The organism is Pandoraea commovens (genome assembly GCF_024704525.1).
Classification (GTDB): Bacteria; Pseudomonadota; Gammaproteobacteria; order Burkholderiales; family Burkholderiaceae; genus Pandoraea; species Pandoraea commovens.
The window spans coordinates 2,383,304-2,395,894 of sequence record NZ_CP102780.1 but is presented as its reverse complement, the minus strand read 5'-3'; the positions used below and the strand labels follow the sequence as shown (position 1 = coordinate 2,395,894).

The window sequence follows — 12,591 nt, the reverse complement described above, 5'->3', positions numbered from 1 at the left end:
AATGGCGGTTTTCCGATTCTGCCGAACCCGACATCGTGCTTGCGCCTCTCTACCCTCTGGCCCGTCGCGCCCTGTTCTGCCTTGACGCCGAACAAGCCCACCATCTGACGCTGGCTACGCTGCGCGGCGCCGCCTCGCTCGGCCTGGCCGGTCTCGTCGGTCAGACGCTCCCCGAATCGCCTCGCACGGTCATGGGTATCCGCTTCCCGAACCCCGTCGGCCTCGCAGCCGGTCTTGATAAGGACGGCAGCTGCATCGACGGTCTCGCCGCCCTCGGCTTCGGTTTCGTCGAAGTGGGAACGGTGACGCCGCGTCCGCAGGCAGGTAATCCGAAGCCGCGCATCTTCCGTCTGCCGCAAGCCGAAGCCATCATCAACCGCATGGGCTTCAACAACGGCGGCGTCGAGCAATTCCTTCAGAACGTGCAGTCCGCGCGCTACAAGGGGCCGCTGGGCCTGAACATCGGCAAGAACGCCGATACGCCCATCGAGCGCGCCGTCGACGACTATCTGATCTGCCTCGAGAAGGTTTATCCGTACGCCACCTATGTGACGGTGAACATCTCGTCGCCGAACACCAAGAACCTGCGTCAGCTGCAAGGCGGCGACGAACTCGACGCGCTGCTCGGCAAGCTCAAGGAGAAGCAGCGCGCGCTGTCCGACCGTCTCGGCAAGTACGTGCCGATCGCCTTGAAGATCGCACCGGATCTCGACGACGAGCAGATCAAAGTGATCGCCGGAACGCTCACACGCCACGGTTTCGACGGCGTGATCGCCACGAACACCACGCTCTCGCGCGAGGCCGTCGCGGGCCTGCCGTACGCCAACGAAACGGGTGGACTGTCGGGGCGTCCGGTGTTCGACGCGTCCAACCGCGTCATCCGCGCGCTGGCCACCGAGCTGGGCGGCGCACTGCCGATCATCGGTGTCGGCGGCATTCTGTCGGGCGCGGACGCACAAGCGAAGCTCGATGCAGGCGCCAGTCTGGTCCAGGTGTACAGTGGCCTGATTTACCGCGGCCCCGAGCTGGTGCGAGAATGCGTGCAAGCGCTGCGTACGGCCTGACAGGCCGAACGTCAGCGTCCCCTTCATTTGACACAGGGATAACCAGACATCATGAAATCCTGGCTCAAGACGCTTTGCCTCGTACCGCTGGCCGCCGCTGCCCTCATCGGCACGTCGCCCGCTCGCGCCGCTGACCTGCTCGACACCGTGAAATCAGCGGGCGTGCTGAAAATCGGCATCGAAGGCACCTACCCGCCGTTCAACTATCGCGACAAGTCCGGTCAGCTCGACGGCTTCGACGTCGATGTCGCCAAAGCCGTGGCTCAGCGCCTCGGCGTGAAGCCCCAGTTCGTCACGACCGAGTGGAGCGGCATCATCGGCGGTCTTCAGGCAGGCAAGTTCGACGTCATCGTCAATCAGGTCGCCATCACCGACGAGCGTAAGAAGTCGCTCGACTTCAGCGAGCCTTACACGTACTCGGCAGCGCAACTGATTCGCCGCAAGGACGACAAGCGCGAATTCAAGACGCTTGAAGATCTCAAGGGCCATAAGCTCGGCGTAAGCCTTGGCAGCAACTACGACAAGATGGCCAAGGCAGTGGCCGGTATCGACGTGCGCACCTACCCCGGCGCGCCCGAGTACCTCGCCGATCTCGCCGCAGGCCGTGTCGACGCCGCGCTCAATGACCAATTGATGATGGCGTATCTGCTTCAGAACGCCAAGCTGCCGCTCCAGGCAGGCGCGGTGCTGCCGGGCACGAATCAGGCGGTCGGTATTCCATTCCGCAAGGGCAATCCGGCATTCGCCAAGGCTATCGACGACGCGCTGACCGGCATGAAGCAGGACGGCTCGCTCGCCAAGATCGCGCAGAAGTGGTTCGGCAAGGACACGTCCAAACCGGCGCAGTAATACGGTAACGACGGCGATAGAGACGACAATCGCGTCGGACTCACGGCCGGCATCACGCCAATGTTGCGGATGCCGGCCGTTGTCTATCCGTCGCAAGACATTCCCTAAGACACTCCCCCATGAATCCATTCGAACTCGCGGCCCAATCCTTGCCAGTGCTGTTGCAGGGCACCGTGCTCACCATCAAGTTCGCATTGATGTCGATGGTGTTCGGTCTGGCGATCGGCATCATCGTGGCGGTCATGGGCATCGGCAAGGTGCGCGTGTTCCGAGCCATTGCGCGTGCCTACGTCAGTATCATGCGCGGTACGCCGCTGCTGGTGCAGATCTTCGTCATCTATTACGGTCTGCCGGGCGTCGGCATCTCGCTCGAACCGACGGCCGCCGGCGTGCTAACGCTCAGCCTGAACGTCGGCGCCTATCTGTCGGAGAGCATGCGCGGCGCGCTCGAAGGCATGCCGCGCGGACAATGGCTCGCGTCGTACAGTCTCGGACTGTCGTACTGGCAAACGTTGCGTTACATCATCGGACCGCAAGCGCTGCGCATCGCCGTGCCGAGTCTCGGTAACAGCCTGATCAGCCTGATCAAGGACACGTCGCTGGTCTCCGTGATTACCGTGACGGAATTGCTGCGCTCGGCACAGGAAGTCATCGCGTCGACGTATCAGCCGCTGCCGTTGTACCTCGCGTGCGCTGCCATCTACTGGGTGCTGTCGACGGGACTGTCGGCATTACAACGTCGCATTGAAAAGCGCCTTGCCCTGCCCTCACGTACCTGAACGCACCTAAACGGACCTGAGCACAGCCGAACACCACCGACTTCGGCAGGACGTAAAAAAAGCTGGCACTCCGCAGGGAGGCCAGCTTCTTTATTGAGCGTCGACGCAATCAGCGCGGCGCGCGACGCTCACGATACATCGCGCGGAACGTTTTGCCGCTCGGCGCAGGCATCTCGCGTGTATCCGTCCATCCACCAGCGAAGGGCAGCTTGGAGATACTCCCCCGATCGCGCCCCATGCGCTTCAACGCCCACGAACCGAGGCCCGAGAGCGTAGCGTACAAGCGCGGTCGACGCGCAGTAAAGGCCCACGCCGCCAGCGCCGCCCGCTCGCGCCACGGACGCAGACCGCGATCCACCTGACGCTCGCGCAGCTTGCGCAGCAAATCCGAAATCGGAATCCCCACCGGACAAACGCGATTGCACTCACCACACAGGGTCGCAGCCTGCGGCAGATCTAGCGTCTTCTCCAGCCCGACATAGCTCGGCGTGAGCACCGACCCCATCGGCCCCGGATACACCCATCCATACGCGTGGCCGCCGATTTTCTGATACACCGGGCAGTGATTCATGCATGCACCGCAGCGAATACAGCGCAGCATCTCCTGAAACGCACCGCCAATCAGACCGGAACGTCCACCGTCGACGATCACGAAGTACATGTGATCCGGCCCGTCGACCTCGCCCTCGGCGCGCGTACCGGTGAGCAACGAGAAGTAGTTCGACGTGCCCTGTCCGGTAGCCGAGCGCGGCAGCAAACGCATCGCCGTGGCGAGATCCTCCAGCGTCGGCAGCACCTTCTCGATGCCGGTGACAGCCACGTGCACGCGCGGCATGATCGTGCACATGCCTTCGTTGCCCTCGTTGGTCACCACGGCCACCGAGCCGGTTTCTGCGACGAGGAAGTTACCGCCCGTCACCCCCATGTCCGCCGACAGGAACTGCGGGCGCAGCATCTCGCGCGCCTCGCGGGTCATCAGCGGGATTTCGGTCAGACGCGGCTTCTGGTGTACGCGCGCGAACAGGTCGGCGACCTCGTCTTTATCCTTATGCACGACCGGCGCGATGATGTGCGACGGCGGCTCGTTGTCGTTGATCTGAAGAATGTACTCGCCAAGGTCGGTCTCGACCGACTGCACGCCCATATCGGCGAGCACCTTGTTGAGTTGCAACTCTTCGGTGACCATCGATTTCGATTTGATCACCTTCTTGACGTCGTGCTTGCGCGCAATTTCGGCAATCAGACGCGCTGCGTCCTGCGTCGACTCTGCGAACAGGACGGTCGCACCGCGTCGCGTCGCTTCGCGCTCGAAGATCTCCAGCCAGACGTCGAGATTTTCGATCCCGCGATTACGACGCTCCTTGAGCGCCTCACGCGTCGCTTCGAAGTCGATCTCTTCCATGGCGCTCGCGCGCGCTGTCACAAACTTGGTCGAGAGCTTCTTGAGGTTGGCTTGCAGACGCTGGTCGGCAAGCTTCTGCCCGGCACGCGCCTTGAATTGCATCGATTGAACTTGCATCGCGACTCACGTGAAGTGATGACGGCCTGCGCGCGCAGCGGTGGCGGCGCACACAAGCCAGAAGGTCGGGAAGATGGCGGCGCGCTCAGGCATCGCCGGCGAGCACCTGCGCAATGTGCAGCACGCGCGTGCGCGTGTCGCCGGTGCGGCGCAGTCGCCCTTCGATGTTGAGCATGCAACCCAGGTCGCCCAGCACGACGGCAGGCGCACCGCTGGCAGCGATGTTGGCGCACTTCTCGTCGACAATTGCCGTCGAGATATTGCCGTACTTGAGCGCGAACGTACCGCCAAAGCCACAGCACGCCTGACAGTCCTTCATCTCCGTCATCTTCACGCCGGGCATTTTGGCGAGCAGCGCGCGCGGCTGTGTCTTCACCCCAAGTTCGCGCAGACCGGAGCAGGAATCGTGATACGTCACTTCGCCGTTGTAGTCGCCGGGCACGGTGTCGACGTGTAGCACGTTGACGAGGAAGTCCGTGAGTTCGTACACGCGCGGACGCAGACGCTCATAACGGCCCATGAGTTCGGGATCGTCGGCGAAGAGGTCGCCGTAATGCGCCTTGACCATGCCGCCGCATGAGCCGGACGGCACGACGACGTAGTCGAACGATTCGAATTCGTCGAGGAATTTCTGGGCGAGGTCGCGAGCGATGGCACGCTCACCCGAGTTGTAGCCCGGCTGACCACAGCAGGTCTGGGAGTCGGGAATCACGACCTCGCAACCGGCTGTCTCGAGCAGCTTGAGCGTAGAAAAGCCAATCTCCGGCCGCATCATGTCGATCAGACACGTGACAAACAGTCCGACGCGCATTGGGGGAATCCTCTTTTCGGGAATAATGGGCCATTATAAGTCGCCGGGCCGAACCGGCCCAGCGTGGATTCCCGTATTCACCGCTCGCGGCCGGCAACGCTTCACGCTCTGGGCTGCGGCGGCATTTGCCGCGGGCGGAACGTTTCAAGCGACGTGGCACGTGCCATCGGGGCACGAGGTAGCCCTTCGTCATGACCAGACGACACGGGCCTTCCCTCAGGAATCCCCGGTTGGCGAGACGATTTGTCAAACAGGATCGTGTTGCGCAGTTCCTTAAAATTCTTGCGCAACGTCGAGACGTCACCGCGCATCGTTGAGAGGTCACCGCCCATCATTGAGAAGTCGGCGCGCATCGTTGAGAAGTCGTCGCCCATCGCCGAGACTTCACCGCTCAACTTCGAGACGTCACCGCTCAACTTCGAGACGTCACTGCTCAACTTCGAGACGTCGCCGCGCAGCGACGTTGCAGTTTGCGCGAGCTCCTGCCTGGTTTGCGCGAGCCCCTGCTTGATCGAACTGACGTCGTCTTTAATGCTGCGCAGATCTTCCGAGTGCTGATTTAGCGTTGCCGAACGCTGATTTAGCAATGCCGAATGCTGCTTCAGCGTTGCCGAGTTCTCCTTGAGCGTTGCCGAGTTCTCCTTGAGCGTTGCCGAGTTCTGCTGGAGTGTCGCCCAGTTTTTTTGTAGTTGCTGCCATACCAATCGGTCCTGATCGGCCTGCGTTGTCGAAATTCGTCCAGCTAACGTTGTGTACATGGCGGTCTCCTGATTGTTAATGAATTCCTTCGTCTGATCGAGAAGGCTTTCTACGGCCTTCCATCCCTTTTCTCTATCGAAACCTCGAATACTCCCCAAGCTCACACACCGAATCACCATGGTGACGCAGAAGCCGATGATCGCCACCACCCAGCCCGAAACGAGTAATGCAACACCCGAGACGATCGCCCCGGCAGCGTAAAGTCCCCCGTTGATCCCTTCGCGCTTACCATGATGCTTCCTGTCCGGCTTCACACTTGAGCGCGCCGCGTCCACGGCGCGCCGCATGTGTTCGATGAACGGTGCCGTTTGAGTGCGAAACGTCATACACCTACGCTTTATGTCTTCCAACGCCTCCCAGTTGGCAACGACACCGTCAATCGTGTCATTCTGAAGACCACCGGTCTTCGACACGAGCGACGCATACTCGCGCAACATCGTTTGCTCGTGCTCAAGCGCCTCGCTAAGCGACGTCAGAATCGTGAGCAATCGCCTGGCGGATGACGTCATGCGCTCCGCGCACGGTTCATCGAGTTGGTCCGCGACCATCGAGCAAAAGAATCCTGGCGAATCCGGCACAGTGAGGCATCGCCAAAATGGATCCCGTAGGCCACCACGCCAATATCCGGACGTTGCCTTGGCGTAAGACTTCTCGAATGCCGATGACAGCCTGTCAACCGCATAGGTGCTCCCTCCCATGGCGTGCTGCGCGTTTCGAATTTGTGTGAGTTGCGATGCAATTTCTTGGCGTTTCTGTGCAATCGATGCGCCCTTTTTGTACATCCGCTCCGGCAGCACGGAGTGATCGGCCGCCATCGAGAAGATCGAATACCCCGGATAATTTATATATTCGTCATGCATGCATTCCCTCCTTGTTGGTATCGGCACCCGCCCTCGCTGCGTCAAGGGCCAGACATCGTCGCGGAACTGAAGTGCATGGTAATGAGGCGAGCGACCACCCACTTTAGATTTCTGTCACCGAATGAACGCTACTCGTCACTCAATGCACGTTGTGGCGGGAGGCACTTTGTGTGCGTGGTAGCCAGTGGATGCCCGGCTTTTTACAGGAATCGTCTACCCGAAACCTGCGAATTTTTCACCATATGATATAGAATCGACGCTATACGAAACTCGGCCCTACCTCATGAAAGACGACACCAGTCAAGGCGCGGAGTCGCGCACGTCCATTCAGGTAATCGAGCGCATGATGCGTTTGCTCGACGCCCTTGCCGGACATGCCGATCCCGTGAGTCTCAAAGAGTTGGCGCAAGCCACCGAACTTCATCCGTCGACCGCGCACCGCATCCTGAACGACATGGTGGCGTGCCGCTTCGTCGATCGCTGCGATCCCGGCACTTACCGTCTCGGCATGCGTTTGCTGGAACTCGGCAATCTGGTCAAAGCGCGCCTGTCGGTGCGTGACGCCGCCCTCACGCCCATGCGCGGCTTGCATCGCATCACCGGACAGACGGTCAATCTGTCGGTCCGTCAAGGCGATGAAATCGTCTATATCGAACGCGCTTACAGCGAGCGCTCCGGTATGCAAGTGGTGCGCGCCATCGGTGGTCACGCGCCGCTGCACCTCACGTCGGTCGGCAAGCTGTTTTTGGCGGCCGACGAAGCATCGCGCGTGCGCGCTTATGCCACGCGCACCGGACTCTCGGGCCACACGCGTAACAGCATCACCGATTTGCAAAAGCTCGAACGCGAGCTGACGCACGTGCGCAAGTCCGGCTACGCGCGTGACAACGAAGAGCTTGAGTTAGGGGTGCGATGCATCGCCGCCGGGATCTACGACGACAGCGGTAAGCTCGTGGCAGGACTCTCGCTCTCAGCCCCAGCAGACCGCCTTCAGGATGCCTGGCTGGCGAATCTGAACGAGACAGCACTGCAAATCTCGTCGTCGCTCGGCTTCCATTCGCCGAACCCGGATGTGGGTGGCAGCCTGTCGCAGGTCACAACGGCGGAGTGATTCGCCACGGGGTGTATAGCGTGATTTACTTGCGCTCTACACCCTGCGCCCATCCCATAGCACAAAACAAAAGGCGCTCCCGAGGGAGCGCCTTTCTTTTACATCTGCGGCGTGGCGCGAATTACAGCGCGTGTCCGTTGTTAGTCGCCACTTGTGCCGTCGGCGTGGTGCCTGCCGTACGTTGTGGCGTAGCGCCGCCGCCTTCCAACAGCCACTTGCGAACACGTGTGGCATCGGCGAAGCGAGAATACTTGCCGGTCGAGTCCAGCAGAATCATGATCACCGGACGGCCTTCGACGTTAGCTTGCATCACGAGGCACTGTCCGGCTTCGTTGATATATCCCGTCTTCTGCAGACCGATCTCCCAGCCCGAATGACCGATCAGATGATTCGTGCTCACGTAGTGCAGTTCGCGACGACCGGTGTTCACGTCGTAATTGCTGTCCGTCGAGAAACGACGAATCATCGGGTACTGATAAGCCGCCTTGACCATCTTCACGAGGTCACGCGCGCTCGACACGTTCTGGCTCGACAGACCCGTCGGATCGTTGAAGTGCGTGTCGTTCATGCCCAGTTGCTTCGCCTTGGCGTTCATCGCGGCGAGGAACGCCGGGCGGCCGCCCGGGAAGTAACGCGACAACGCTGCGGCCGCACGGTTCTCCGACGACATCAGTGCGATGTGCAGCATGTCTTCGCGCGACAGACGCGAGCCCACCGACAGGCGCGAACCCGTGCCCTTCTCGTAGTCGCGATCTTCGTCGGTCACTTCCATGACGTCGGTCATCGGCACGCCGGCGTCGAGCGACACCATCGCCGTCATCAGCTTCGAGATCGAGGCGATCGGCAGCACGGCTTGCGAGTTCTTGTCGAACAGCGATTCGCCCGTGCGCTCGTCGACCACGTAGGCGACCGAGGAACGCAGCGCAAGCGCGTCCGGCGTTTCATGCAGACCGAAAGCGCGGCCCGTCGAGAGACGCTCCGGGGCTTGCGGCGCAAAGTTGACGGTGCGATACGACGTCACGACACGGCGCTTGCCGTTCTTGTAGACGACGCGTTTGACGGCGACCTTCTTCGCTGCGGGTCCGTCATCCTCGACGGCAGCGAGCTTACGGGCTTTGCCGCTCGCCTTGGCGCTCTTCGTTTCACGAGCGGCAGGTGTGGCAGCGGCACGTTTGTTACCGGATTTGAACGTGGCGACGGCTTTCGTCGCCTTGGGATTCGCGCACGCGCGTTTCTGAGCGGCAGTCTTGGCCGTCTTCGGCGAGCATTCGCTCGTCTTACCAGCGGCGTGAACGACTGCCGGGGCACCGGCGGCGAGCGAGATCGCCACGACGGCAGCACCCCAGAGACGGGAGCGGCACAGACGCGCAAGGGTGGTGATCGCGTACATAGATTGGGAGTAGCGTGAGGTTGGCGGGCAACGAGTTTGGGAGAAGTTTAGTAACTTCCGAAAAAATAAGCAATATGAATGACTTAGCTGAAATACTTAAACCGGCATCTGGCAGTTTTGTGCAGTGCAACGCGCCAAATTACACATTCGCCAAATTTCGCAAAATTACGCCAACCTCTTGATATACGTCAGGTCAAAAAGTGCGCCCATTCGTCGAGCGGCGCGCGTTCGGTGACAAGACCGTTTTCCGCGGCAGCAGGGTCCGCATACCCCATCGCCATGCCACACACGACCATTCGGGTCTCCGGCAGATGCAGTTCCGCAGCAATGACCTGATGAATCGTGGCAAATGCCGCCTGCGGGCAGGTGTCCAGACCCCGCGCCCGCGCCGCGACCATCACGCTTTGCAGGAACATGCCGTAGTCCAGCCAGCTCCCCTGCTCCAGATGCCGGTCGATCGTGAAAAGCAACCCGACCGGCGCGTCGAAGAACGTGAAGTTGCGCGCGTGCTGTCCATGCATGCGCGCCTTGTCGGCACGACCGATGCCCAGCAAGCCGTATAGATCCCAGCCCACCTTGCGGCGCCGCGCCTGATACGGCTCAGTCCATTCGCGCGGGTAGTACGCGTACTCCTCCTGATGCATCAACCGCTGCGCCGGATCGTTGAACGCATCCAGCAGACGCGACGTCAACCGTTTCAATGCCTGTCCGCTGAGCACATAGGTTTGCCACGGCTGGATGTTGCTGCCGGAGGGCGCTCGCGATGCGACCGACAGGATGTCAGCGATCGTGGCTTGCGGCACCGGCGTCGGCAAATAGGCCCGGATCGAACGTCGACTACGAATCGCCTCGTCGACATATTTCACGCGCAGCCCGTCGTTCTCGTTGACAGACGAGGGATGCGTACTTTCCCCAGCCAGTGGCGTCGGTGCCGACGTCGATGTCTCGGCCGGGGCGCCATGGGGGCGCGCAGAGTGATGCTTCATAGCAATACGCTCACAACAAACTTCGAATGGAAGGCGGTGCCCTGCCCGGTTCGAACAAGGCGCGCAAAGTAGACGTCGCGCACGAGGCTTACGTCCCCGAAGACGTCGCGGCGGCCGTCGTCGCCCGCCGTTCGATGACGAGCGCGACGCCAAGGGCTGCGACGACCATACCGGCCGCACTCAGTGGCGAGAGCGTCTCGCCGAATAACAGCCACGCCATGACTGCGGTGGTCGGGGGCGTCAGATACATCAGGCTGGAGACCTTGGTCGCCGCGCCGTGACGGATCAGCAGAAAAAGCAGCGAAATCGCGCCGATGGACAGCGCCAGCACCGACCAGGCGAGCGCCCCGATCATCTCGAGATTCCACCGCACCTGCATCGTCTCCAGCGCCCATGCGGCGGGCAGCGTCACCACAAAGGCGGCGCCGAACTGCACGACGGTGCCCACACGTAAGTCGAAATGCGCACAGAAGCGCTTCTGATAGAGCGTGCCCGCCGTAATTGCGAACAGGCTCAACACGCACAGCAGTACGGCGCCAGTGCCGACGCCGCGAACGCCCACCTTGTTCGCCACCACCAGGCCGACACCGATAAAGCCGCAAAGCAACCCCAACCACTGGCGACGCGACACCGGCTCGCCGACAACGCGCGCGAAGATCGCCGTCAGGAGTGGCTGAATGCCGACGACCAGCGCCGCCAATCCTGCGGGTGCCCCCTGTTTGATCGCGGCCCAGACGCCGCCGAGGTACACCGCCTGAATGAGAATGCCGGAGACGGCCAGGTGCGCGAGCAGCGGCCAGTCGATGCGTTGGTGGTGAGTCGCCGTCGTCGCAGCCGCACGCGTTACGTCACCGTCTATCGCGACCGGACGCATCGGCCACGGCGTGCGTGTGAGCAGCGCAATCGGCAACATAACGACCAATGTAAAGCCGAAGCGCCACGCGAGGAACGTCAGCGGTTCGGCGTTCGGCATGCCGTACTTCGCGACGATGAACCCGGTACTCCAGATCAGCACGAACCACCACGGCATGGTCGCGCTCCAGATCGCCGTGACCGAACCGGTCGACGCCATTGGGGCGCGTGCTGAACTCGATGCCGAAGTGGCCGACGGGGGCTGCGCAGGCGGGGCCGTCCGATGCTCGCTCATACGAGAACACCACCAACGCTTGCATGAAATCTGCCGTGAACGGTCCGATGGAACCGACTGGCAAGACGAATCGTGGCGAAATGCGCGGCAACCGTCTGGTCGATATCGCGACCGTACCCACCCGCCATCGCAATCGCCACCGGCAACCCACGCTCTGCGCAAGCCGTCAGCACACGGTGGTCACGTGCGAGCAGGCCACCGTGCGTCAGCGAGAGACGGCCGAGCCTGTCGTTTTCCAGCGGATCGGCGCCAGCTAGGTAAATGACGAACGTTGGCGTGAATTGCGCGAACAGATCCGTCAGCGCATGGCCGAGCGCGACGAGATATTCGTCGTCGCCGCAACCGTCGGGCAACGCAACGTCGAGGTCGCCGGTCGCCTTATGAAACGGGTAATTGTGCTCGCCATGCAGCGAGAGCGTGAAGACGCTCGGATCGTGCTCGAAAATGGCTGCGGTGCCATTGCCCTGATGCACGTCGAGATCGATGATCGCCACGCGTGTCCCCGGCCCCAGCTCGGCTTGCATCGCTCGCGCCGCAACGGCAGCGTCATTGAAGACACAGAAGCCTTCCCCGCGATCGGCGTACGCGTGGTGCGTACCGCCGGCCAGATTGGCCGCCACGCCGTCGGCTAACGCCGCGCGGCACGCTGCCACCGTCGCCCCGGCGGAGCGTCGGGAGCGCTCGACCATCTGCGGCGACCATGGAAACCCGATACTGCGCTGCTCTTTCGGATCCAGCTCGCCTGCACTTACGCGCTCGACGTACTCCCGCGAGTGCACTCGCCCGAGCATCACATCGTCTGCGGGCAACGCCTCCGTCAATTCGACGTGCGGCAGCTCACCGGCGACGCGTTCGCGCAGCCGAGCGTACTTTTCCATCGGGAAACGGTGTCCAGGGGGAAGCGGCAGAACGAAGTGATCGCTGTAAAACGCTTGCATCGATGCGAGAGGCCGACGAAACGGCGCGCGAAAAAGCGTTGAATGACAGCGGCACTGGAGAACGGCAGTCGCGAAGCATTCCTCTAAACGCAGGCATGCCAGACGCACGTGACCGCTCCGCCAGTGCCGGAACGAATCGATAGTACCATCGGCCGCCGGGGTCCGTCGGGGCGCCAAAGTGGTGCAAAATCCGATGCCGCATACGGTGCAAAGCCGCACCACGACAGGATTTGCGTCTTAATGAATGCTCGCCGCAACGCGGTGTCATCGATCCGTCACGGGATCCCAAGTCGCTGATTTTGTAAGCTTTTGTTGAATTTGTGCAACGCACAAAAATGACTTGACAGTCACAAAAATATCTCTAAACTTGCAATTGTG

The 12,591-nt window shown here is 61.6% G+C and carries 11 protein-coding genes; 4 read left to right on the top strand and 7 right to left on the bottom strand.

Going from position 1 to position 12,591, the window contains the following annotated elements:
• Positions 1–35 precede the first annotated feature (35 nt).
• The 3 genes from NTU39_RS11170 to NTU39_RS11160 all read left to right on the top strand — a co-directional run bounded on the left by NTU39_RS11170 (position 36) and on the right by NTU39_RS11160 (position 2,692).
• Positions 36–1,064, top strand: coding sequence for a quinone-dependent dihydroorotate dehydrogenase (locus NTU39_RS11170; protein WP_257959826.1), 1,029 nt, complete (start codon positions 36–38; stop codon positions 1,062–1,064).
• A 51-nt stretch (positions 1,065–1,115) separates the two neighbouring features.
• The gene (locus NTU39_RS11165) at positions 1,116–1,913 is read left to right on the top strand and encodes a transporter substrate-binding domain-containing protein (protein ID WP_150664945.1); all 798 of its coding nucleotides are present in this window, start codon (positions 1,116–1,118) and stop codon (positions 1,911–1,913) included.
• A 119-nt stretch (positions 1,914–2,032) separates the two neighbouring features.
• Complete coding sequence (locus NTU39_RS11160; protein ID WP_150576883.1) at positions 2,033–2,692, top strand: amino acid ABC transporter permease; 660 nt, start codon at positions 2,033–2,035, stop codon at positions 2,690–2,692.
• Between the two features lie 109 nt (positions 2,693–2,801).
• Here the strand turns inward: NTU39_RS11160 and NTU39_RS11155 are convergent, their stop codons facing one another.
• The 3 genes from NTU39_RS11155 to NTU39_RS11145 all read right to left on the bottom strand — a co-directional run bounded on the left by NTU39_RS11155 (position 2,802) and on the right by NTU39_RS11145 (position 6,641).
• Entirely contained in the window at positions 2,802–4,211 is a 1,410-nt protein-coding gene (locus NTU39_RS11155) for a lactate utilization protein B (protein WP_039399033.1), read from the bottom strand.
• Positions 4,212–4,296: 85 nt separating this feature from the next.
• On the bottom strand, positions 4,297–5,022 hold the full coding sequence (locus NTU39_RS11150) for a (Fe-S)-binding protein (protein ID WP_039399035.1): 726 nt from the start codon (positions 5,020–5,022) through the stop codon (positions 4,297–4,299).
• 101 nt (positions 5,023–5,123) lie between these two features.
• The gene (locus NTU39_RS11145; RefSeq protein ID WP_257959825.1) at positions 5,124–6,641 is read right to left on the bottom strand and encodes a hypothetical protein; all 1,518 of its coding nucleotides are present in this window, start codon (positions 6,639–6,641) and stop codon (positions 5,124–5,126) included.
• Between the two features lie 283 nt (positions 6,642–6,924).
• Here NTU39_RS11145 and NTU39_RS11140 point away from each other — a divergent pair, with 283 nt between their 5' ends.
• Positions 6,925–7,752: an IclR family transcriptional regulator gene (locus tag NTU39_RS11140; RefSeq protein WP_150664943.1), complete on the top strand. Its 828-nt coding sequence runs from the start codon at positions 6,925–6,927 to the stop codon at positions 7,750–7,752.
• 121 nt (positions 7,753–7,873) lie between these two features.
• On the opposite strand, the gene pbpG is transcribed toward NTU39_RS11140, so the two are convergent.
• From pbpG to NTU39_RS11120, 4 genes are all read right to left on the bottom strand, one after another.
• On the bottom strand, positions 7,874–9,142 hold the full coding sequence (gene pbpG / locus NTU39_RS11135; protein ID WP_150664942.1) for a D-alanyl-D-alanine endopeptidase: 1,269 nt from the start codon (positions 9,140–9,142) through the stop codon (positions 7,874–7,876).
• 188 nt (positions 9,143–9,330) lie between these two features.
• A complete protein-coding gene (locus tag NTU39_RS11130) occupies positions 9,331–10,128 on the bottom strand; it encodes a nitroreductase (protein ID WP_257959824.1) in 798 nt (265 codons plus the stop codon).
• 88 nt (positions 10,129–10,216) lie between these two features.
• Entirely contained in the window at positions 10,217–11,275 is a 1,059-nt protein-coding gene (locus NTU39_RS11125; protein WP_174984767.1) for a DMT family transporter, read from the bottom strand.
• The gene (locus NTU39_RS11120) at positions 11,272–12,213 is read right to left on the bottom strand and encodes a histone deacetylase family protein (protein WP_257959823.1); all 942 of its coding nucleotides are present in this window, start codon (positions 12,211–12,213) and stop codon (positions 11,272–11,274) included. Before NTU39_RS11120 ends, NTU39_RS11125 begins: the two co-directional genes overlap by 4 nt.
• Positions 12,214–12,591 lie beyond the last annotated feature (378 nt).